The sequence below is a fragment of the Mycolicibacterium lacusdiani genome, assembly GCF_021916785.1.
Classification (GTDB): domain Bacteria; phylum Actinomycetota; class Actinomycetes; order Mycobacteriales; family Mycobacteriaceae; genus Mycobacterium; species Mycobacterium lacusdiani.
In genome coordinates this window covers 729866-750849 of record NZ_JAKCFC010000003.1, presented here as the reverse complement: position 1 = coordinate 750849, position 20984 = coordinate 729866, and the positions used below count along the sequence as shown (strand labels likewise).

The window sequence follows — 20984 nt, the reverse complement described above, 5'->3', positions numbered from 1 at the left end:
CACAGGGGAGAACTTCGGGGTAGCGCGATATGAGCACGAGCGATCGGGTGCGCGCGATCTTGGCCGGGACCGTGCAGGCGTACCGATCGGACCCGGCGTACCAACACCGCCCCGACATTCACGACGAACTCGACTGGATCGGCCGACGGCTCAACCAGCCGATCCGGATCGCGCTCGCGGGCACGCTCAAGGCCGGCAAGTCCACGCTGGTGAACGCACTCGTCGGCGAGGAGATCGCGCCGACTGACGCCACCGAGGCCACGCGCATCGTCACCTGGTTCCGCAACGGCCCCACCCCGAGGGTCACGGCGAACCACCGCGGCGGGCGCCGGACGAACGTGCCGATCACCCGTGATCCCCGCGATCGCGGTCTGACGTTCGACTTCACCCGGCTCGACCCGGCCGAGGTGTTCGACCTCGACGTGGAGTGGCCTGCCGCAGAACTGATCGACGCCACCATCATCGACACCCCCGGCACGTCGTCGCTGAACCGCGACGTCTCCGAGCGGACGCTGCGCCTGCTGGTGCCCGAGGACGGCGTCCCGCGCGTCGACGCCGTCGTGTTCCTGCTACGCACCCTCAACGCCGCGGACATCGCACTGCTCAAGCAGATCGGCACGCTGGTCGGCGGCGCCTCGGGCGCCCTCGGCGTCATCGGCGTGGCGTCGCGCGCCGACGAGATCGGGGCGGGCCGCATCGACGCGATGCTCTCGGCGAAGGACGTCGCCACCCGCTTCACCGCCGAGATGGACAAGACCGGCATCTGCCAGGCCGTGGTGCCCGTGTCCGGGCTGCTGGCGCTGACCGCGCGGACACTGCGCCAGAGCGAGTTCGTGGCGCTCGAGAAACTCGCCGGGGTCGACGCGACCGAGCTGAACAAGGCGATGCTGTCGGCCGACCGCTTCGTCCGCGAGGACAGCCAGCTGCCGGTGGACGCCGCGACGCGGGCAGCGCTGCTGGAACGGTTCGGCATGTTCGGCATCCGCATCTCGATCGCCGTGCTGCGGGCGGGGATCAGTGACTCGGTGGCGCTGGCCGACGAACTGCTCGAGCGCAGCGGCCTCGTCGCGCTGCGCGACGTCATCGACCAGCAGTTCGCGCAGCGCTCGGATCTGCTCAAGGCGCACACCGCGCTGGTGTCACTGCGCCGCTTCGTCGAGGCCCACCCGATCTACGCGACGCCGTACATCGTGGCCGACATCGACCCGCTCCTGGCCGACACGCACGCCTTCGAGGAGCTTCGCCTGCTCAGCGCGCTGCGGTCGCGGCCGACGACGCTCAACGACGAGGAGATGGCCTCGCTGCGGCGCATCATCGGCGGATCGGGCACCGACCCGGCCAGCCGGCTCGGACTACAGCCCGACACGCCCTATGACGGGCCGCGCGCCGCGTTCGCCGCCGCGCAACGATGGCGGCGCCGCGCCGACCACCCGCTCAACGATCCGTTCACCACGCGGGCGTGCCGGGCCGCGGTGCGCAGCGCCGAGGCGCTGGTCGCGGAGTACGCGGCCCAGCGCCGCTGACCCGCCTCAGGGCTGGCCGGCGGGCGTCGGCTCCGACTCGGTGACCGTCTGGGTCGCCGTGCTGGTCTCGGTGACGGTGCTGGTGCTCGTACTGGTACTCGTGCTGGTGCTAGTGCTGGGCGGCGTCGTGGTCGTGGTCGTCGTCGGCGGCGCAGTGGTCGTCGTCGTGGTCGTCGGCGGTGCCGAGGTCTCAGCCGAGGTCGACGGCGACTGCGTCACGGTCTCGGTGCCGGACGGTTCCGGGGCGACGCCCGCAGACGAGGTCTCCGACGTGATCGTCGTCGTGGTGACGTCGGTGGTCGTGGAGTCGTCGTCGGCGAGGTTGATGGCCAGGTAGACGATCGCCGCGACCAGCAGCGCGGCCACGGCGCCGAGAGCGACCAGCGGGCCGGGCTTGCGGTACCACGGCGTCTCGGGCTCCGGCACGGGCTCGTACTGGGCACCGGTCTGATACTGCTCGTAGGGTCCCGTCGGCTCGCCACCCTGGTAGTTGGCGTAGGCCTGATCGCCGTAACCCTGGTTGCCGTAACTCGCGTACTGGGTCGGGTCGTCGCCTGAGGCTTGGTTCGGGTCGTCGGGAGGTCCGCTACGCGTCATGACCATCGATGGTAGGGCGCGGGGTGACCGTCACGGGCGCGGGTACAGCGTCCTGGTCTCGTTGAGGCGAGGACGTGACCGGGTAGTGGTCGGATCGTCATCATCGGTCGTACGCGGGGTTCGCGTCGTCGTGCTGGGCTCACCCGGTGACGTCTCCGTGCCCGAGGTCTCCGTACCCGACGTTGGGGGTGTCGGCGGGGCGTTCGGGTCGTTGATGTCGGTCGTCATCGGCGGGCTCGTGCTGGTCACCGTGCCGGTGGTGGTCGTCGCCGACCCCGACGAGGGGGTGCGGCTGCCCGAGGTGGTGGTGTCGGTGAAGTACTGCTGCGCGGGCCCCGGATCGTCGGAATCGCGAACCAGCGCAGAGATGAGGAAGTACACGACGGCGATGACGGCGACGGCCCCGACGCTCGCGGCGAGGAGCGTCGAGGTGCGCTCGTGCCACGCGGGTTCGGTCACGGGCACCGATAGTAGCCGCGACCTCGCCGTACGTGCCGGGTCAGATCAACTGGCCGACGACGTCGGAGGCGAAGAACTCGAGGTGGTCGAGGTCGGACATGTCGAGGGTCTGCAGATACACCCGTTGCACGCCGGCGTCGATGAACGAGCCGAGACGGTCCACGATCTCACCCGCCGTCCCCGCCAGCGGAGAGTTCTCGCGCAGCTCGTCGACCTCGCGGCCGATCGCGTCGGCGCGCCGTGCGACGTCCTGCTCGTCGCGACCCGCGCACAGCACGAACGCGGCCGAGTAGGTCAGCGAATCCTCGGCCCTGCCGGCATCGGCGACCGCCGTCGCGACGCGCTCGTACTGCGCCGTCAGCGCCTCCAGCGACGCGAACGGCATGTTGAACTCGTCGGCGTACTTTGCCGTCAGCGCAGGCGTGCGCTTGGGCCCGCCGCCACCGATGACGATCGGCGGCGCGGGTGACTGCGCGGGTTTCGGCAGCGCAGGCGACTCACTCACCTGGTAGTGGGTGCCGAAGAAGTCGTACGTCTCGCCGACCGGGGTGCTCCACATGCCGGTGAGGATGTCGAGTTGCTCGCCGAGTCGGTCGAAGCGCTCGCCGAGCGGCGGGAACGGGATCGCGTAGGCCTGGTGCTCGGCTTCGAACCACCCCGCGCCGAGGCCGAGTTCGACACGCCCACCGCTCATCTCGTCGACCTGCGCCACCGAGATCGCCAGCACGCCGGGGTGGCGGAACGTGGCCGAGGTGACCATCGTGCCGAGGCGGATCGTCGACGTCTCGCGGGCGATGCCGCCGAGCGTGACCCATGAGTCCGTCGGCCCGGGCAGGCCGTCGCCGCTCATCGCGAGGTAGTGGTCGGACCGGAAGAACGCGGAGTATCCGAGTGACTCTGCGGCCTGGGCGACGGCGAGTTGATCACCGTACGTGGCGCCCTGCTGTGGTTCTACGAATACGCGGAAGTCCATGTGCTGAGCCTATCCCCGGGTCGCTGCGCTCCTGCCCGCCGAGGCCTATCCCCGGCCTACAGCCCGCCGCGGTTCTCGCGGACCGCAGCCACCGCGTCGTCGTCGCCGGAGAACGTCAGCCGAACCTCGTCGCGGCCGGAGAGGAACAGCAGGAGCTCCAGCGGTTCACCGGTGATCACGACCGTCGGTCCCTTGCCGAGGTTGGCCAGGGTCTTGCCGTCGGTCGTGCGCAGCGTCACGTGGGCGGGCGCCTTTGCCATCAGCAGGCGCGACATCAACGAGACGTTGCGGGCCAACCCCGCCGAGACCGAGTCGTCGAGGCGGCGGGGCTCCCAGCCGGTCGCCGCGCGCCGCACGTCCTCGTGGTGGATGAACATCTCGGTCACGTTGATCAGCGGATCGAGCAGCTTGAACGGCGACAGCGTCGGCGGACCCGACCGGACGAGTTCCAGCAGCTCGTCCCAGTCGGTCTCGGCGGCGACCTGCGTCTGCACCCGCTCCGTGTACCCGGCGAACTTCGGGATCAGGATGCCGGGCGCGGCGTCCACGCGTCGCTCGCGAATCACCAGATGCGCGGCCAGATCTCGGGTGGTCCAGTCACCACAGAGGGTGGGGTGGTCCGGGCCGACGCCGCGCATGGTGTCGACGAGTGCTGCGCGTTCGAGTTGAGCGGTACTGGTCATCGAGTCGTCCCCTTGTCGAGTGCACGGTCGAGGTTGATCGCCGCGCTGATGAGTGAGAAGTGCGTGAACGCCTGTGGGAAGTTTCCAACCTGATCGCCGGTTGCGCTCACCTGTTCGGCATATAGGCCGACGTGATTGGCGTAGGTGAACATCTTCTCCAGCGCCAGTTGCGCGTCGTCGAGCCTGCCCGCCCGGGTGAGTGCCTCGACGTACCAGAACGAGCACAGCGAGAACGTGCCCTCCTCGCCGTCGAGGCCGTCGCTCTCCGGGGTGTACCGGAACACCAGGCTGTCAGTCACGAGTTCGTTCTCCACCGCCTCGAGCGTGGAGAGGAACTTCGGGTCGGCGGGGGAGAGGAACTTGACCATCGGCATGAGCAGCACCCCCGCGTCGAGTTCCGAGCCGCCCTCGACCTGCGTGAACGTCTGCAGGTCGGCGTTCCAGCACTTGGACATGATGCGCTCGTAGATCTCGTCGCGAACCCGCGACCACGCGAGGATGTCGCCAGGTAGCCCGCGCTGGCGGGCGATGCGGATGGTGCGCTCCAACGCCACCCAGCACATCAGCCGGGAGACGGTGTACGGCCGGATCTCGCCGCGCGCCTCCCACATGCTGGCGTCATCGCGGTCCCAGTTCTGCATCACCCAGTCCACGACCTCGACGACGTCGTGCCAGGCGTCGTCGCTGATGCCGGGACCGTACTTGTCGAACAGGTAGACCGAGTCGATCAGTTCGCCGTAGATGTCGAGCTGCAGCTGACCGACCGCGGCGTTGCCGACCCGTACCGGCTTCGAATCACGGTAGCCGCGTAGGTGATCGAGTTCGATCTCCGCGCCGGGAATGTTGCCGTCGATGTCGTAGAGCACGCGCAGCGGACCGAGTTCGTCCTCGTCGTTCGGCGGGCGGTGTTCCCGGCCGATCCGCTTGGAGAGCCAGCCGGTGAACGCCCGCGCCTCGCCGGTGAAGCCGAGCCGCAGCAGCGCGTACAGGACGAAGCCCGCATCCCGGACCCACACGTAGCGGTAATCCCAATTCCGCTCGCCACCAATGAGTTCCGGCAGGCTGGTCGTTGGCGCAGCGATGATCGCGCCGGTCGGTTCGTGAGTCAGCAGCTTGAGCGTGATGGCCGAGCGGTGCACCATCTCCCGCCACCGCCCGCTGTAGCGCGACTGGGACAGCCACTTTCGCCAGAACGTCGTGGTGGCGCCGAGCAGAGAGTCGGTCATGTCCATGGTGTTCGAGGATGGGTCGTCGCCGTCGCCGAGCACCTCCAGCACGAACAATGCCGTGTCGCCCCTGCTCAATTCGACGTCGGCGGTCACGCGGGTGTTGTCGTCGCCCTCGTCGATCGTCAACGCCGTCGACGAGACCAGCCCGAGGCGTACGCCGTCACCGGTGACGAGCACGCCGTCGCCGGCCTCCTCGGCGCGGCACCGCTGCCTGCCGTAGTCGGGGCGGGCGTCGAGCGTCATGTGCATCCGGATGGTGCCGCGCACGCCGCTGACCCTGCGGACCAGCCGCTGCCGGTGCTCGGGGTCGCCCTCGCCGAGCACGGGCATGAAGTCGTGGATCTCCGCGACGCCGTCGTCGGTGAGGAACCGGGTGATGAGCACCGCGGTGTCGGGGAAGTAGAACTGCTGGGTGCGGGAGACCTCGCACGTCGGCGCCAGGCTCCAGCTGCCGCCCTGATCCGGGTCGAGGATGGCGCCGAACACGCTGGCGGAGTCGAACCGCGGTGCGCAGAACCAGTCGATCGTGCCGTCGGTGCCGACGAGCGCGCAGGTCCGCAGATCGCCGATCAGGCCGTGCTGCGAGATCGCCAGCCAGTCACGAGCCATCTGGTAGCCACCACCCGGTCCCGCCGGGCATCTCCAGCGCCTCGGCGGGGCCCCACGAACCGCGTTCGTAGGGCAGCGGATTCGGCGGTGCGTCGAGTACCGGCTGGCAGACCTCCCACAGCCGGTCCACCTCGTCGGCACGCGTGAAGAGCGTTTGGTCGCCGCGCATCACGTCGAGGAGCAGTCGCTCGTAGGCCTCCAGCGGCGTGCCCTCGGTGTCCTCGTCGGCGATCGCGACGTGGAAGTCCAGCGGCATCATCTCGAGATCGGGACCGGGCCGCTTGGTCCGCAGGTGCACGCCGAACTCGGGGTCGTCGGTCAGCTCGAGCACCAGCCGGTTCGGTGCCTGTTCGCCGAACCTGCCCGCGGGGGGAGTGCGGAACGTGAGCGTGACGGTGCGGCGCGTGGCCGCGAGCGCCTTGCCGGTGCGCAGGTAGAACGGAACGCCCTGCCAGCGTTCGGTGTCCACGAACGCCTCCAGCGCGACGTACGTCTCGACCTCCGAGTCGTCGTCGACGCCCTCCTCCTCGCGGTACCCCTCGTACTGGCCGAACACGACGCGCTTGGGGTCCAGCGGTCGCATCGCGGCGAACACCTTGGACTTCTCGTTGCGCACCGAGGCCTCGTCGAGGTGCACCGGCGCCTCCATCGCGACGAACCCCAGTACCTGGCACAGGTGAGTGGAGATCATGTCGCGGAAGCACCCGGTCGACTCGTAGAAGCCGCCGCGGCCCTCGATGGTCAACTCCTCGGGCACGTCGATCTGAACGGACTCGAGATGCGAACGGTTCCAGGCGGGTTCGATGAGACCGTTGGCGAAGCGGATCGCCAGAATATTCTGCACGGCCTCCTTCCCGAGGAAGTGGTCGATGCGGTACACCTGAGACTCGTCGACGACGTCCTTGAGCGCCGCGTCGAGTTCGCGGGACGACTCGAGGTCGGTGCCGAACGGCTTCTCGACCACCACGCGGGCGTCGTCGGCGAGGTGTTCGCGGCCGAGCATGCCGATCATCGACTGCATGGCCTTCGGGGGTAGCGACAGGTAGATCAGGGTCTTGGTCTCCGACCCCAGCTCCTCGCGGGCCTGATTCACGGCACCGGCCAGGTCGGTGCCGTCGTCGGCATCGGAGGTCTGGAACGTCAACCGGCCGAGGAGGTCTGCCAGCACGGCGTCGTCGGCGTCGTCCACTGCGTCCTGCAGGACCTCGCGGATGTGGTCGCGAAACTCGTCGTCGGATCCGGGCGAGTGCCTGCCGGAACCGATGATGGCGTACTCGTCGGGCATGCGGCCTGCGGCGGCCAGCTTGTACAGGCCGGGGAACAGCTTGCGCTTCGCCAGATCGCCGGTGGCGCCGAACAGGACGAACACGTGGGGTTCGAGTTGGTTTGTCATGCGGCAGCCTCCACATCGCGCAACGCGTTTTCGACGACTTCGGTCAGGGCGGGGTGGATCCAGAACGGGCGGTGCGCCAGGTCGTCGGCACGGATGCCGAATTCCATTGCCACGGCGAAGATCTGGATCAGCGTGGCGGCCTGGGGTCCCATGACGTGCGCGCCCAGGACGAGGTGGGTTTCACGGTCGACCAGGACCTTGCAGAACCCGGTGTCGTCCTGCAGCGCCCAGCCGTAGGCGACGTCGGCGTAGGGCGTGCGACCCACCAAGTAGTCGGGATGCTGCTCGCGGCACGCCTCCTCGGTGATGCCCACCGAAGCCATCTGCGGATTCGCGAACACCGCCGACGGCACCCGCTCCCGGTCGATGGCGCGCAGCGAATCCGGATGGCGCAGGTTGTGCGAAACGACCTCCGCTTCGCGGTTCGCGACGTGCTTGAGCGGTATCGGCGTACACACGTCACCGAGCGCGAAGACGCCCTCGGCGGTCGTGCGGAGGAACTCGTCGACCACGATCCTGCCGTCATCGGAGACGTCGACGCCCGAGACGCCGAGGTTGAGGCGGTCGCTGTTCGGGGTGCGGCCGGAGGCGACGAGCAGCACGTCGGCCTCGACGGTGCTGCCGTCGTCGAGTTCGAGCACCAGGGCGCCGGGGCTGCCCGTCAGGCCGCTCAGTTCAGTGTCGAGACGAAGGTCGTAGTCCTGGCGCCGCAGTGCCGTGAACGCGTCGCGGAGTTCGCCGTCCTGCGGTCCCCCGAGCAGCCGATCGGACTTCTCCACGATCGTGACGTGGCTGCCGGCCGCAGCGAAGACGTGGGCCAGCTCCGCTGCGATGTAGCCGCCGCCGAGGATCGCGAGTCGCTTGGGCGCGGCGTCGATGCGCATGACCGTGTCGGAGGTCTCGTACGGCAGGCCGGAGTCTTCGACCACGGGCGGGATCACCGGTCGGCTGCCGTTGGCGATGACGATCTGCCCGGCGGTGATGTCCACGCTGGTGCCGTCCGGGCCGGTGACGCGCAGTTGGCGCGGGCCGGTGAACTCCGCGTGCCCCTGGTGGAACGTGACGTTGTCGGTGTCCTCGCGGCCCTTGCGCCCCTCGTCGGAGCGGGCGTCGGTGACGCCGAACACCCGGTCGCGCAGTGCCGTCCACCGCAGTCCGTAGGACTCCGCGTCGACGTTGAACCGTCCCGAGGTGGCGACGGTGTCGGTGACGTCGGCGGAGAAGACGAGCATCTTCGACGGGATGCATCCGTAGTTGAGGCAGGTGCCGCCAGCGCGACGCTCCTCGATCAGGCCGACGTCGAGGTCTGCGAACGTGTCATCGATGACGGCGTTTCCGGAACCCGTTCCGATGATGACGACATCGTGATGCACCCGGGGAAGCTTCCCGTTGGTTGGGGTCGCCTAAACCGCAGTGGACATTACGGTCAGAAGACGTCGACGTTCTCGATCGCGACGAACATGCCGCGCCCGGTTGCCTGGTTGACGAACTTGGTGCCCGCCTCGCTCGCGTCGATGGTCCAGCCGACCGCGGTGTAGGGGCGGTAGTCGAGCGTGACGGCGGGGATGTCGCCGAGGTTGCCGACGATCCACGTCTCGTCACCGTTGGCGGTGAGGCGGACGCCGTTGGCGGGTGAGCCGTCGACCTGCGGCGGGTTGGTGAACGGCGCCTCGCAGCCCACCTCGTCGATGCTGATCTGGCAGCGCGTCTTGCCCGACTTCGTCTGGATGAAGACGTAGCCGTTCGACGCGGGGAGCGCCTCGGCCGCCGTGGGGGGAGCGGCGGGGGGAGGTGGCGGCAGTGGCGGTAGCACCGGTGCGCTGGGCGTGGACCGTGTCGGCCTGGTGGTGGGGAAGGCGGGTTCGGTGGGGTTCTGCGCGCCGTTGCTGGGGTTGCCCTCGACGAGGTCGCTGCAGCCGGCCAGTGCGCCGCCGAGGACGATCGCCGTGCACGCCAGCGCCGTCGTCACCTGCTGTGTTACCCGCACGATGTCTCCCTACGCGTCGTCTGCAACGGTACCCAGGCTGTGACGGGAGTTAACCCCGTGACTCGCGTCGTTATGAAGCCGTGTCGTGGTGGCAGCGCTGCGCTCGCGAGAACTACACCAGCGTCGCGGTGGCGGGCTCGCGAGCAGCGCTGGGGTAGATCTCGCGAGAACGACAGACGGCGCCGGGAACAAATCCGGAATGACCCCCGTTGAGCCATTCGACAGCAACTTGAGTGAAACAGGCTCAACTCTCGGTTGACAAGACACCGGTGAACCGGGAAGGCTTGAGCGTGGTCCACTCAGACCCACATACGTTCCTTGATCGGAATATCTAGGAGGCACAACCATGGCTCGTGCGGTCGGCATCGACCTCGGGACCACCAACTCCGTCGTCTCGGTTCTCGAAGGCGGCGACCCCGTCGTCGTCGCGAACTCGGAGGGTTCACGCACCACCCCGTCCGTCGTCGCGTTCGCGCGCAACGGCGAGGTGCTCGTCGGACAACCCGCCAAGAACCAGGCGGTGACCAACGTCGACCGGACCATCCGTTCGGTGAAGCGCGAGATCGGCACTGACTGGTCCGTGGAGATCGACGGCAAGAAGTACACGCCGCAGGAGATCAGCGCGCGCGTGCTCATGAAGCTGAAGCGTGACGCGGAGGCCTACCTCGGTGAGGACATCACCGACGCGGTCATCACGGTTCCCGCCTACTTCAACGACGCCCAGCGTCAGGCGACCAAGGAAGCCGGCCAGATCGCCGGCCTCGAGGTCCAGCGCATCGTCAACGAGCCCACGGCCGCCGCCTTGGCGTACGGCCTGGACAAGGGCGACAAGGACCAGACCATCCTGGTCTTCGACCTCGGTGGTGGCACGTTCGACGTCTCGCTGCTCGACATCGGCGGCGGCGTCGTCGAGGTCCGCGCGACCTCGGGCGACAACCACCTCGGTGGCGACGACTGGGATCAGCGCATCGTCGACTGGCTGGTCGAGAAGTTCAAGGCCACCAGCGGCATCGACCTGACCAAGGACAAGATGGCCATGCAACGGCTCCGTGAAGCCGCCGAGAAGGCCAAGATCGAACTGAGCTCGGGTCAGAGCACGTCGATCAACCTGCCCTACATCACCGTCGACGCGGACAAGAACCCGCTGTTCCTCGACGAGCAGCTCACGCGTGCCGAGTTCCAGCGGATCACTCAGGATCTGCTGGACCGCACCCGCAAGCCGTTCCAGTCGGTCATCGCCGACGCAGGCATCTCCGTCAGCCAGATCGATCACGTGGTCCTCGTGGGTGGTTCCACCCGCATGCCCGCGGTCACCGAGCTGGTGAAGGAACTGACCGGCGGCAAGGAGCCCAACAAGGGCGTCAACCCCGACGAGGTCGTCGCCGTCGGCGCCGCACTTCAGGCGGGTGTGCTGGCCGGTGAGGTCAAGGACGTGCTGCTGCTCGACGTGACCCCCCTGAGCCTCGGCATCGAGACCAAGGGCGGCGTCATGACCAAGCTGATCGAGCGCAACACCACGATCCCGACCAAGCGGTCGGAGACCTTCACCACGGCCGACGACAATCAGCCGTCGGTGCAGATCCAGGTCTTCCAGGGTGAGCGCGAGATCGCGTCGGCCAACAAGCTGCTCGGCAGCTTCGAGCTGACCGGCATCCCGCCTGCGCCGCGCGGCGTCCCGCAGATCGAGGTCACCTTCGACATCGACGTCAACGGCATCGTGCACGTCACGGCCAAGGACAAGGGCACCGGCAAGGAGAACACGATCAAGATCCAGGAGGGCTCCGGCCTCTCCCAGGAGGACATCGATCGGATGATCAAGGACGCCGAGGCGCACGCCGAGGAGGACCGCAAGCGTCGCGAAGAGGCCGACGTCCGCAACCAGGCCGAGTCGCTGGTCTACCAGACGGAGAAGTTCGTCAAGGAGCAGCGCGAAGCCGAAGGTGGCTCGAAGGTTCCCGAGGAGACGCTGAGCAAGGTGGATTCGGCTGTCGCCGAGGCCAAGTCGGCACTCGCCGGCTCCGACATCGCGGCGATCAAGTCCGCGATGGAGAAGCTGGGCGTCGAGAGCCAGGCCCTCGGCCAGGCGATCTACGAGGCCACCCAGGCCGAGCAGGGCAGCGGTGACGGTGCCGGCTCCAGCCAGGCCGACGACAACGTCGTCGACGCCGAGGTCGTCGACGAGGATGACAACCGGGAGAACAAGTGACTCGCAGCTCCTCTGATGAAGGGCGCGATCCGCAGGACGAGCCGGTGACCATCACCGACAAGCGGCGGATCGATCCCGACACCGGCGAAGTGCGCGAAGCCGGCCCCGGCGGGCAGGAGCGCAGCGACCGGGGAGACAGCACCGGCCCGGCCCCCAGTGGGTCGGAGCCGGGGGCGGGCACCCCGGCCCCGGCCGACACCGACGAAGCCGCAGAGCTGAAGGCGATGCTGCAGCGGGTCAAGGCGGAGTACGACAACTACCGCAAGCGCGCGGACCGGGAGAAGCAGGTCGCGGCAGAACGCGGCAAGGCGACTGCCATCGTGGCGCTGCTGCCGGTGCTCGACGATCTCGACCGCGCTCGCAAGCACGGTGACCTCGAGACCAGCCCGCTGAAGTCGGTGAGCGACAAGCTCGCCGGCACGCTCGAGAGCATGGGACTGGTGGCGTTCGGCGTCGAGGGCGACCCCTTCGACCCTTCGCTGCACGAAGCGGTTCAGCACGAGGGCGACGGCTCGAATCCGGTGTTGGGCACGGTGATGCGGCAGGGCTACAAGCTCGGCGACCAGGTGCTCCGCAACGCGATGGTCGGAGTGGTCGACGGGGTCGACGGGGCCGACACTGCGGTGAAATCCGACGCAGCCGCCCAAGACGGTTCAGAATCAAGCGAATAGAGCACGAACGACATGACCAACGGTGAGGAGGTGACGCACGATGGCCCAGCGCGAGTGGGTTGAGAAGGACTTCTACAAAGTGCTCGGCGTCTCCTCCGATGCCAGCACCGAGGAGATCAAGCGGGTCGCCAAGAAGCTGCTCGCCGAGAACCATCCCGATCGCAAACCGGGCGACGCGGCCGCCGACGAGAAGTACAAGGAGGTCGGCGAAGCACGTGACGTGCTCGTCGACCCGGCCAAGCGCAAGGAGTACGACGAGACCCGTCGGCTCTTCGCGGGCGGCGGCTTCGGTCGGCGGTACGCGCCTGGTGACGGTGGATTCGGCGGTGGGTTCAGCGGATACGGCACCGACGGTGAGGTGAACCTCGGCGACCTGTTCGGCGCGGCGGGCCAAACCGGCGGCGCCAACATCGGCGATCTGTTCGGCGGGTTGTTCGGCCGGGGCGCACAGCAACCGCGACCCAGCCGGCCCCGGCGGGGCAACGACCTGGAGACCGAGACGGAACTGTCGTTCCTCGAGGCGACCAAGGGCGTGGCGATGCCGCTGCGGCTCACCAGCCCCGCGCCGTGCACCAACTGCCATGGCAGCGGCGCCCGTCCGGGGACCAGTCCGCGGGTGTGCGCGAACTGCAACGGCGCCGGTGTGATCAGCCGCAACCAGGGCGCGTTCGGGTTCTCCGAGCCGTGCACCGAGTGCCGCGGTACCGGGTCGATCATCGACGAGCCGTGCGACGAGTGCCACGGCGAGGGCAAGATCACCCGCACCCGCACCATCAACGTCCGGATCCCACCGGGCGTCGAGGACGGTCAGCGCATCCGGCTGGCCGGCCAGGGTGAGGCGGGCCTGCGTGGCGCGCCGTCGGGCGACCTGTACGTCACGGTGCACGTCCGGCCGGACAAGGTGTTCGGCCGCGACGGCGACGACCTGACCGTCAGCGTGCCCGTCAGCTTCCACGAATTGGCCCTGGGAACAACGCTTTCCGTGCCGACGCTGGAGGGCAAGGTCGGGGTCCGGGTGCCGAAGGGCACGTCGGACGGCCGCATCCTGCGAGTGCGTGGGCGTGGCGTGCCGAAACGCAACGGCGGCCACGGCGACCTCCTGGTCACCGTGAAGGTCGCCGTGCCGCCCAACCTCGAGGGCGAGGCGGCCGAGGCGCTGGAGGCGTACGCGAAGGCAGAGCGCGCCAGTGGGTTCGATCCCAGGGCGGGATGGTCGGGGAACGTCTGATGAGCGCTTGCGCGAAGAAGCGAGGGCACTGATGAGCAAGAAGGACGACGCTCGCACGTTTCTGATCTCGGTGGCCGCCGAGCTGGCCGGGATGCATGCGCAGACGCTGCGCACCTACGACCGGCTCGGCCTGGTCAGCCCGCAGCGCAGTTCCGGTGGGGGACGGCGCTATTCGCAACACGACGTCGACCTGCTCCGTGAGGTGCAGCGGCTGTCGCAAGACGAAGGCGTGAACCTCGCCGGGATCAAGCGCATCATCGAGCTGACCAATCAGGTCGAGGCGCTGCAGTCCCGATTGGCGGAGATGGCCGACGAACTCGATCGCCTGCGCATGGCGCAGCATCGTGAGGCCGCGGCCAAGAGTACGGCGCTGGTGCTGTGGCAGCCCCGCAAGGGTCCGCGCCGCTAGCGCACCGTGATCGAGAACCGCGCGGTCTCCGGCTTGCCGGGGGCCGCGTTTCGGTATCCGCCGCGGCGCAGGGCGTCGGTGGGCGCTGCCATCGGCTCGATGCCGATCAGGTCCTGGCCGGGCGGTGCGAACAATTGTGCTGCGGGATAACCGGTCTCGTAGGTCACCTCGATGCGGCGGTCGCCGCCCTCGAGGGCGAACACCGCACCGTCGGGCACCTGGTCGAAGCCGTCGTCGTACTCGACGCCCTGTAGCGGCCGGGTGCCGCCGTCCCAAGGTTCGTGCTGCCCGGTGGGGATGCCGCGGTCGTCGACTGGCAGGTGGCGTAGCGCAGGGGTGGTGAGCCGCCACTCGTCGCGTGGCACGCCGGGGATGGTCAGGTACGGGTGGTAGCCGAAGCACAGCGGCACCGCCGCGGCCGTGGTCGCGCGGACGGTGGTCTCGACGGTCAGTGTCCGGTCGGCCAGCGTCACCCGCTGGGTCAGCACGTGCGGGAACGGAAAAGCCGCGAGCAGTCGCGGCGCGCCGCCGTAGTCCAGCACGGCGGTCAGCGAGTTGTCGGTGCGCGCGGCCACCAGCCAGCCGGGGTAGGCCGCCAGCACTCCGTGCATCGGCCAGCCGTTCTCCTCGGTGCGGACCCCGCCTGCGCCGGGAGTCAACGTCACCTGCGCGCCGCCGGCTTCGTATCCGTTGCCGCTCAAACGGTTCGCCCACGGGTAGAGGATGGGGATGCCCATCGTCTTGGCGTCGCTCACGTAGGCGTCGAGTCCGCGGCGCTGGCCAAGGAACTCGGAGCCGTCCTCGCTCAGCGACGTTCCCACCATCCCGGCCTCGGGCACGAACGTGGCGGTCAGTGACGACGACGGGTCTACGAGCGTGACCGACTCGAACTCTGGCATCGTCCGATTCTCACACGCTCAGGGTGCGGGTGGATCGTGCTGGATCTGCTCGGGTCGCGCGCCCCTGGCGACGAGTGCCGCCTTCGTGGCCGCGATCATCTCGGGGCCACCGCTGACCAGGATCTGCCTGTCGCTCCAGCTGCCGTACCGGGTGACGACCTCGGGCAGCAGTCCGGTCTGGCGGACGTGCAGGCCGCGTGGCGGTTCGACCAGCGGGTAGTCGGCGGCCCACGGCGGGTTCGTCGTGAACTCCGACACCGGGGTCACCGACAGCCACGGGTTGTACGCGGCGACCTGCCACAGGGTGTTCAGGTCGTAGAGGTCGCACGGGTAGCGGCCGCCGAAGAACAGGTGCACGCGCGGATTCTCGGCGAAGCGCTGCAGGTCCATGATGATCGACCGCAGCGGGGCCAGCCCACTGCTGCCCGCCACCATCAGGACGTCGCCGGCATTGCGGTCGACGTGCAGGCCGCCGTGCGGACTCGACAGCCGCCAGCGGTCCCCGACGTGGGTCTCGCCGACGATCGCTGTGCTGACCATGCCGCCGGCGACCGACCGAATGTGGAACTCGATGGCGCCGTCGCCGTCGGAGGGAATCGACGGCGACAGGAAGCGCCACCGCCGCGGCCACTGCGGCACCTGCACCGTCACGTACTGACCGGGGTGATAGAACAGCGGCCGGTCGAGCTGCAACCGGATGATCGAGACGTCGCGCGTCGCGCGGATGTGGTCGACGACGGTGCCGTCCTCGTACGGGGATCCGCTCTCGGCGTCGGCCGCGCCCCGCATGACGCCGATGACCAGTTCGACGACGTCGACGGCTGTCGAGGCGACGGCGCCGTCCCAGCGGTCGGCGAAGTGACCGCGCAGCGCACCCAGCAGGGCACGCTGCATCGTGTCGTAGTGGGCTGCGGTGACGCCGTACTTGCGGTGGTCGCGGCCGAGTTGGGCGAGGAAGGCGACCGGTTCCTGCGCGCGCTGTTCGGCGATCTCCCCGAGCACCCAGTGCAGTGCGCGGGAGAAGACCTCGCGCTGCTGATTCATGTCGGGTGGGAACAGGTCGCGCGCCGACGCATCCGTCGCGAACCATCTGGTGTAGAAGTCGCGGATCACGCCGTCCGGGCCTGCAGACGGGTCGACCGCGGCACGCAATGTCGTCAGCGCGCCACGGTCGTCTAGTCCCACGTCGTTCGAGTCTAAGTGAGTTCCGCGGTCGCACCCGTCTGCCGCAGCGCCCCGATGATCACCAGCGTCGCGCCCAGTGCCGCCCAGCAGGTCAGTACCACGATCGCGGTCGTCGCTCCGGCGCCGGAGAAGTAGGCCGTGGACCGCAGCAGTGTGGCGGTCGCACCCTGGGGGAGCAGTTGACCGAACGCTCCCCAGCCGCTCGGCAGCATCTCCGGGGCGCTCGCCAGACCCGAGAGCGGATTGCCGACCAGGACGGCCAGCGCCGCGCCGATGCCGAGCCCGACCTTGCCGAACAGCGAGCCAAGTCCGAGCACGAGCAGCAGCGCCGCAGCGATGCCCAGTGACAGTGCTCCCGCGACACCCCAGAAGTTCTGGTCGATCGAGCCGAACACGAACCACAGCAGGGCCGCGATGCTGACGCCGGCGACGGGCGCGAACACGACGGCCGCTGCGAACCTGGTCCACGCCTCGCGCGTGAGGACCAGCAGCAGGACGATCGCGGGGACGATGCCCGCCAGCGTGATCGGCAGGGCAGTGGCGGCCAGACCCGCACCGCGCGGATCGTCGGCAGTCAATGGTGCGAGATCCTCGGTGCGCAGCGGCATCCCGGTCTTCTGGGCCATGCCGGCGCCGAGCTGTCCGAGCACGGTGGCGATGGCCGGGCTGGCGCCGGTGGCCGTCAGCAGGGTTGGCCCCTGCGGTCCCACGGCGATGCCGCCGTAGGCCTGGCGATCGAGGATCGCCTGCCGCAGCGCATCTTCGCTGGAGTACACCGTGACGGCGAACGCGCCGGGTGCGGCCTGGCCGGCCTGATCGCTGATCTGCGTCGTGACCGCCGCAGGTCCTGCGACGCCGATGGGCACGTCGCGCGGCGCGGACTCGACTGCGGGCAGGGCGAACGCGATGGCCAGGATCGCGATCGCGAGGGTGAGTGCGACGACGATGCCCGCGGCGCGTGCCGCCGCCGGGGGTTCGTGCGACTGCTGCCCGTGCTGGGTGTGCCGGGGCGGGGCTTCCACGTTCATGGCGGCTCTTTTCATCGGTTGTTGAAATCTGTGCCGTGAGCGTAAGCCTGTCCGCCGAAGTTTTCAACACCCATTGAAATGTTAGTGTCGGGGCATGGCCTCACCAGCGAAGACGAAGCGTGGAAGACGTCAGGGAGAACCCGTCTCCCGGGACGCGGTGCTGGCCGCGGCGAAGGAGCGGTTCGCCCACGACGGGTACGAGAAGACGACGCTGCGGGCCATCGCCAAGGACGCTCGCGTCGACCCGTCGATGGTGCTCTACCTGTTCGGATCCAAGGCCGACCTGTTCAAGGAGTCACTGCGCCTGATCATCGACCCGACGCTGCTGGCGTCGGCGATGGCCGGGGCCGACGGCACGATCGGCGAACGCCTCGTCAAGCAGTACCTCACGATCTGGGAGGCGCCCGAGACGGCGTCCACGATGGCGACGATGCTGCAGTCGGCCACGTCGAACTCCGATGCCAACGAGGCGTTCCGAGCCTTCATGCGCAACTACGTGCTGACCGCGGTGTCCGGTGTGATCGGAGGCGACGAGCAGGCGCGGTTACGCGCGATGCTCGCGGCCTCGAGCCTGGTCGGCACGGCGCTCATGCGCTACGTGATGAAGGTTCCGCCGCTGGCGACCCTGCCCGCCGACGACCTCGCGAGGGTGCTGTCACCGACGGTCACGCGCTACCTCGTCGCCGACGCCGACGAACTGGGCTTGCCGAGTCTCGACGAGTTAGAGGCCGTGAATGCCCTTGTACAGCACCATGACACCGATGACCACCAGGATGATCGCCACGAGTAGCGCGTGCTGACGTTCCATCCAGTCCTTGAGTCGGGACAGGGGGCCGCGGAGGCGGTCGCCGGACACGACGTAGGCGAGGATCGGCAATGCCACCGTCGAGGCAGCCACTGCCACGAAGTAGGCGACGCCGACGTAGGCGTCGTGGCGGCCAAGGCCCTGCGTGCCGATCGCCAAACCCGCTGCGGCGCACATGAACAGCACCTTCGGGTTGACGACCGTGAGTACCACCGCCGTCGCCATCGCCTTCGGCGGCGTCAGCGCCGAGAGTTTGCTCATCCACGCCGGGGCGTGTTCGGAGCGCTTGCGGACCGTCCAGCGGTAGACGCCGAACGCAATCAGCGCGGCGCCGACGACGATCCGCAGCCAGGACGCCCATCTCGGCTTCTCGTCGAGTCCGCCGAGTAGTCCCGACACCTCGACGAACACCGCCGTCAGCACCGCCAGGCCCAGCACCCACCCGGCCAGGAACCCCGCGCCGGTGGGCCGGGGCCGCGAGGTGTGCAGCACCAGCACCGCCGGGATGATCGACAGTGGCGACAACGCGACCACGAGCGCCAGCGGAATCAGTTCGGTGAGCATCGCGGTCAAGGTAGCAAGTATGTTGCTCCCAGACCGGCATTCGACCGGTCCGAAGGGGGCGCCTGCATGAACGAGGTCCACCACGGGCACGTATTCCACGTCGCAGGCCGGCCCACGGTCACGGACGCGGCAGCCGCCCTGGTGTCGATCCCCGACGGCGCCCTGGTGGTCGGCGACGACGGCCGAATTGCGTTCTGCGGGAGCAGGTCCGACCTGCCGGATGTCCACCGTTCGGTGACCGTTCACGACCACGGTCCCGGTTTCCTATTGCCAGGGTTCATCGACGCGCACGTCCACTTCCCGCAGACCTACGCGGGCGACTCCTACGGCGGCGGCCAGTTGCTCGAATGGCTCACGCGGTGCATCTTCCCGTCTGAGGCGCGATTCGCCGACCCCAGATTCGCGCGGCGGGCCGCCGTCGACTTCTGCAACCGGCGCATCGCGGCGGGCACCACCGCGGCGATGGTGTTCGGCTCGGCCTTTCCCCACGCCCAGGACGCGCTGTTCGAGGAGACGCGCCGCCGAGGACTGCGGATCGTCAGCGGCCGTGGCATCCAGACCGTCGGCCCCGACAGCGCTGCGCCACTTCTCACCTCCGAGGACGACGCGATCCGACTCGCCCGCGAGGAGATCGACACCTGGCACGGCGCCGACACCGGCGACGTGGCCACGGCGCTGCTGCACGTCGCCGTCGTGCCGAGGTTCGCGCCGTCGGTGACGACCGAGACCCTGCGACGGCTCGGCGATCTGTACGACTCGGTCCGCGACCGCGGGGTGTACGTGCACACCCACCTCAACGAGAACGCCCAGCCGGGCATCGGTGAGGTCGATTCGGTCAAGCGCCGGTACGGCGTCGACAGCTACCTCGACACCTACGACGGAAGGTTCCTGCCGGGATCGACGGTCGGCGGGCAGAGTCTGCTCGGCAGGCGCACCATCATGGCCCACGCGGTGCACTGCCAGGACGCCGAGTTGCGGCGGATGGCCGAGACGGGCACCTCGATCGCGCACTGTCCGGTGTCCCAGCTGTTCCTCGGATCGGGCACGATGCCGTGGCGCAGGACCGTCGTATCCGGTGTGAACATCGCTGCCGGAACCGATTTCGGTGGCGGGGACGAATGGCTGATTCCGCGCGTCCTTGGCGACGCGTTCAAGCAGCACATCGGCGAACCCGGTGACGACAGCGTGTCCTTGCATCCCGCCGAGATGCTCTTCACCGGCACGCTCGCGGGTGCCCGCGCACTCGACATGGAGGACCGGTTCGGGAACTTCGACGTCGGCAAGGAGGCCGACTTCGTGGTCGTCGACCCGCGGCGCAGTCCGGCCCTCGCCGACACCCTCGAGCACGGGATCCGTTCGGAGGACGAGGATCTCGCGCGCGATCAGACGTTGTTCGCACTGCTCATGGGCATCCGGGAGCCAACCATCTCGCAGGTGTACGTTCGGGGCCGCCGACTGGACGAGGCGGCGTGAGCGCGACCGCCGTCACCGTGCTGGCCCGTCCCGTCGACCCGGCGGGCCTCGACGCCTGGCTGGGCGAGCTGGCATCCAGCGCCCGATCAGCTGACGGATTCGTCGAGTTGGCGACGTCGGTATACGCCGACGAGCGACTGGATCTCGCCATCGCGGTGACCTTCCGCGACGAATCGCTGCTCAACGCGTGGCTCGACGGCCCGGCCAGGGCCGAGGCACTGAGTGCGGGGTCGGCGCGTGGATTCCACCGGGCGGCAACCGACCTCGTGCTGGTCGATGGCGAGTCCACCCCGCCGGGCGTGGCGGTGTTCCGGCACACCGTCACGGCGGGCCGGGTCGACGAATTCATCGGTGCGCAATGCGATCTCACCGCCGCCAGTTCGCGGTTCGCCGGGTACGAGGGCACGGTCGTCCTACCGCCCGGCGGATCGGGGGAGTGGACGTCGCTGATCCGGTTCCGCACCGAGCGGCTGCTCGCCGGCTGGCTGAAGTCGACCGAGCGCCAGGATGCACTGTCACCGCTGCGGTCGACGCTCGACGAGGACTTCTCGACCTTCACCCAGACCACGCCGTTCGGCACGACCGTGCGCGTCGAGGACGGCCGCACCAAACTGACGCCAGGCTGGAAGTCCGCGATGCTGGTCCTGCTGGTGCTCTACCCGACGGTGATGCTGTTGTCGCGGTTCTTCGGTCCGATCCTCGAGGGCATGGGCGCCGGGCCGTGGTTGACCATCTGGCTGAGTCAGGTGTTGAGCATCTCGCTGCTGCAGTGGGTGCTGATGCCGTTCGCCGTGCGGAGGATGCGCCGGTGGCTGGATCCGGTCGACGGCGCAGGGCTCGGCGTGACGCTGCGCGGAGTGGCGATCGTCGTCGCCGGCTACGCCGTCACGCTGGCGATCTTCGCGACCATCACCTGGCTGCAGTACTGGGACTATCACTGAGGCGTCACCTCGCGGGGTCGAAGGACCTCGAAAGGCCCGAAAAGGTCACCCGTAACCGACGCGCTGTGGACGTCGCGCCGGCGATCGCTCACAATTGATTGAACTTGAGCGGAACACACTCA

At 68.8% G+C, this 20984-nt stretch carries 20 protein-coding genes; 8 read left to right on the top strand and 12 right to left on the bottom strand.

Annotated elements, in window-relative coordinates; translation table 11 throughout:
- The first annotated feature begins 29 nt into the window (after nucleotides 1–29).
- Nucleotides 30–1523 (top strand): dynamin family protein, encoded by a 1494-nt coding sequence (locus tag LOK44_RS13370; protein WP_237570483.1) that lies wholly within the window; start codon nucleotides 30–32, stop codon nucleotides 1521–1523.
- Between the two features lie 6 nt (nucleotides 1524–1529).
- Here the strand turns inward: LOK44_RS13370 and LOK44_RS13365 are convergent, their stop codons facing one another.
- From LOK44_RS13365 to LOK44_RS13330, 8 genes are read right to left on the bottom strand one after another with little or no spacing between them, the layout of a single operon-like run.
- Nucleotides 1530–2120, bottom strand: a complete 591-nt coding sequence (locus LOK44_RS13365; RefSeq protein WP_237570481.1) for a hypothetical protein — start codon at nucleotides 2118–2120, stop codon at nucleotides 1530–1532.
- A 30-nt stretch (nucleotides 2121–2150) separates the two neighbouring features.
- A complete protein-coding gene (locus tag LOK44_RS13360) occupies nucleotides 2151–2579 on the bottom strand; it encodes a hypothetical protein (protein ID WP_237570479.1) in 429 nt (142 codons plus the stop codon).
- A gap of 40 nt (nucleotides 2580–2619) precedes the next feature.
- Nucleotides 2620–3552 carry an LLM class F420-dependent oxidoreductase gene (locus LOK44_RS13355; RefSeq protein ID WP_237570477.1) on the bottom strand — a complete coding sequence of 311 codons (933 nt, stop codon included), beginning with the start codon at nucleotides 3550–3552 and terminating at the stop codon, nucleotides 2620–2622.
- A 56-nt stretch (nucleotides 3553–3608) separates the two neighbouring features.
- On the bottom strand, nucleotides 3609–4235 hold the full coding sequence (locus LOK44_RS13350; RefSeq protein WP_237570475.1) for a TIGR03085 family metal-binding protein: 627 nt from the start codon (nucleotides 4233–4235) through the stop codon (nucleotides 3609–3611).
- Complete coding sequence (locus tag LOK44_RS13345) at nucleotides 4232–6073, bottom strand: glycoside hydrolase family 15 protein (RefSeq protein WP_237570473.1); 1842 nt, start codon at nucleotides 6071–6073, stop codon at nucleotides 4232–4234. Before LOK44_RS13345 ends, LOK44_RS13350 begins: the two co-directional genes overlap by 4 nt.
- Nucleotides 6063–7466, bottom strand: coding sequence for a glucose-6-phosphate dehydrogenase (gene zwf, locus LOK44_RS13340; RefSeq protein WP_237570471.1), 1404 nt, complete (start codon nucleotides 7464–7466; stop codon nucleotides 6063–6065). The genes LOK44_RS13345 and zwf overlap by 11 nt, the downstream gene beginning before the upstream one ends.
- The gene (locus LOK44_RS13335) at nucleotides 7463–8839 is read right to left on the bottom strand and encodes a mycothione reductase (protein ID WP_237570469.1); all 1377 of its coding nucleotides are present in this window, start codon (nucleotides 8837–8839) and stop codon (nucleotides 7463–7465) included. Before LOK44_RS13335 ends, zwf begins: the two co-directional genes overlap by 4 nt.
- 53 nt (nucleotides 8840–8892) lie before the next feature.
- On the bottom strand, nucleotides 8893–9453 hold the full coding sequence (locus tag LOK44_RS13330) for a hypothetical protein (RefSeq protein ID WP_237570468.1): 561 nt from the start codon (nucleotides 9451–9453) through the stop codon (nucleotides 8893–8895).
- Between the two features lie 346 nt (nucleotides 9454–9799).
- On the opposite strand from LOK44_RS13330, the gene dnaK reads away from it, so the two are divergent.
- The 4 genes from dnaK to LOK44_RS13310 are packed head-to-tail and all read left to right on the top strand — an operon-like array spanning nucleotide 9800 to nucleotide 13967.
- Nucleotides 9800–11659 (top strand): molecular chaperone DnaK, encoded by a 1860-nt coding sequence (gene dnaK, locus LOK44_RS13325; protein ID WP_163919412.1) that lies wholly within the window; start codon nucleotides 9800–9802, stop codon nucleotides 11657–11659.
- Nucleotides 11660–11703: 44 nt separating this feature from the next.
- The gene (gene grpE, locus LOK44_RS13320; protein WP_237570467.1) at nucleotides 11704–12330 is read left to right on the top strand and encodes a nucleotide exchange factor GrpE; all 627 of its coding nucleotides are present in this window, start codon (nucleotides 11704–11706) and stop codon (nucleotides 12328–12330) included.
- A gap of 40 nt (nucleotides 12331–12370) precedes the next feature.
- A complete protein-coding gene (gene dnaJ / locus LOK44_RS13315; protein WP_237570465.1) occupies nucleotides 12371–13558 on the top strand; it encodes a molecular chaperone DnaJ in 1188 nt (395 codons plus the stop codon).
- A 31-nt stretch (nucleotides 13559–13589) separates the two neighbouring features.
- A complete protein-coding gene (locus tag LOK44_RS13310) occupies nucleotides 13590–13967 on the top strand; it encodes a heat shock protein transcriptional repressor HspR (RefSeq protein WP_163919409.1) in 378 nt (125 codons plus the stop codon).
- Here LOK44_RS13310 and LOK44_RS13305 read toward each other — a convergent pair.
- From LOK44_RS13305 to LOK44_RS13295, 3 genes are read right to left on the bottom strand one after another with little or no spacing between them, the layout of a single operon-like run.
- On the bottom strand, nucleotides 13964–14866 hold the full coding sequence (locus LOK44_RS13305) for an aldose 1-epimerase (RefSeq protein WP_237570464.1): 903 nt from the start codon (nucleotides 14864–14866) through the stop codon (nucleotides 13964–13966). The genes LOK44_RS13310 and LOK44_RS13305 overlap by 4 nt on opposite strands.
- An 18-nt stretch (nucleotides 14867–14884) precedes the next feature.
- On the bottom strand, nucleotides 14885–16051 hold the full coding sequence (locus tag LOK44_RS13300) for an FAD-binding oxidoreductase (RefSeq protein ID WP_237570462.1): 1167 nt from the start codon (nucleotides 16049–16051) through the stop codon (nucleotides 14885–14887).
- An 11-nt stretch (nucleotides 16052–16062) separates the two neighbouring features.
- Nucleotides 16063–17079 carry an ABC transporter permease gene (locus LOK44_RS13295; protein WP_237570460.1) on the bottom strand — a complete coding sequence of 339 codons (1017 nt, stop codon included), beginning with the start codon at nucleotides 17077–17079 and terminating at the stop codon, nucleotides 16063–16065.
- A 94-nt stretch (nucleotides 17080–17173) separates the two neighbouring features.
- Between LOK44_RS13295 and LOK44_RS13290 the strand changes: the two genes are divergently transcribed.
- Nucleotides 17174–17869 carry a TetR/AcrR family transcriptional regulator gene (locus tag LOK44_RS13290; RefSeq protein ID WP_237570458.1) on the top strand — a complete coding sequence of 232 codons (696 nt, stop codon included), beginning with the start codon at nucleotides 17174–17176 and terminating at the stop codon, nucleotides 17867–17869.
- Here LOK44_RS13290 and LOK44_RS13285 read toward each other — a convergent pair.
- A complete protein-coding gene (locus LOK44_RS13285; protein ID WP_237570625.1) occupies nucleotides 17801–18448 on the bottom strand; it encodes a GAP family protein in 648 nt (215 codons plus the stop codon). The genes LOK44_RS13290 and LOK44_RS13285 overlap by 69 nt on opposite strands.
- A gap of 66 nt (nucleotides 18449–18514) precedes the next feature.
- Here LOK44_RS13285 and LOK44_RS13280 point away from each other — a divergent pair, with 66 nt between their 5' ends.
- Together LOK44_RS13280 and LOK44_RS13275 are read left to right on the top strand one after the other, a co-directional pair.
- On the top strand, nucleotides 18515–19921 hold the full coding sequence (locus LOK44_RS13280) for an amidohydrolase family protein (protein ID WP_237570456.1): 1407 nt from the start codon (nucleotides 18515–18517) through the stop codon (nucleotides 19919–19921).
- A complete protein-coding gene (locus LOK44_RS13275; protein ID WP_237570454.1) occupies nucleotides 19918–20862 on the top strand; it encodes a putative antibiotic biosynthesis monooxygenase in 945 nt (314 codons plus the stop codon). Before LOK44_RS13280 ends, LOK44_RS13275 begins: the two co-directional genes overlap by 4 nt.
- The last annotated feature ends 122 nt before the right edge of the window (nucleotides 20863–20984 follow it).

Excerpts from the sequence above, each read along its gene's own strand:
- LOK44_RS13310 (WP_163919409.1), top strand. The coding sequence starts at position 13,590 with ATGAGCAAGAAGGACGACGCTCGCACGTTTCTGATCTCGGTGGCCGCC.
- LOK44_RS13290 (WP_237570458.1), top strand. The coding sequence starts at position 17,174 with ATGGCCTCACCAGCGAAGACGAAGCGTGGAAGACGTCAGGGAGAACCC.
- zwf (WP_237570471.1), bottom strand. The coding sequence starts at position 7,466 with ATGACAAACCAACTCGAACCCCACGTGTTCGTCCTGTTCGGCGCCACC.
- LOK44_RS13350 (WP_237570475.1), bottom strand. The coding sequence starts at position 4,235 with ATGACCAGTACCGCTCAACTCGAACGCGCAGCACTCGTCGACACCATG.
- LOK44_RS13370 (WP_237570483.1), top strand. The coding sequence starts at position 30 with ATGAGCACGAGCGATCGGGTGCGCGCGATCTTGGCCGGGACCGTGCAG.
- dnaK (WP_163919412.1), top strand. The coding sequence starts at position 9,800 with ATGGCTCGTGCGGTCGGCATCGACCTCGGGACCACCAACTCCGTCGTC.
- LOK44_RS13305 (WP_237570464.1), bottom strand. The coding sequence starts at position 14,866 with ATGCCAGAGTTCGAGTCGGTCACGCTCGTAGACCCGTCGTCGTCACTG.
- LOK44_RS13280 (WP_237570456.1), top strand. The coding sequence starts at position 18,515 with ATGAACGAGGTCCACCACGGGCACGTATTCCACGTCGCAGGCCGGCCC.
- dnaJ (WP_237570465.1), top strand. The coding sequence starts at position 12,371 with ATGGCCCAGCGCGAGTGGGTTGAGAAGGACTTCTACAAAGTGCTCGGC.
- LOK44_RS13295 (WP_237570460.1), bottom strand. The coding sequence starts at position 17,079 with ATGAACGTGGAAGCCCCGCCCCGGCACACCCAGCACGGGCAGCAGTCG.
- LOK44_RS13355 (WP_237570477.1), bottom strand. The coding sequence starts at position 3,552 with ATGGACTTCCGCGTATTCGTAGAACCACAGCAGGGCGCCACGTACGGT.
- LOK44_RS13365 (WP_237570481.1), bottom strand. The coding sequence starts at position 2,120 with ATGACGCGTAGCGGACCTCCCGACGACCCGAACCAAGCCTCAGGCGAC.
- LOK44_RS13345 (WP_237570473.1), bottom strand. The coding sequence starts at position 6,073 with ATGGCTCGTGACTGGCTGGCGATCTCGCAGCACGGCCTGATCGGCGAT.
- LOK44_RS13285 (WP_237570625.1), bottom strand. The coding sequence starts at position 18,448 with ATGCTCACCGAACTGATTCCGCTGGCGCTCGTGGTCGCGTTGTCGCCA.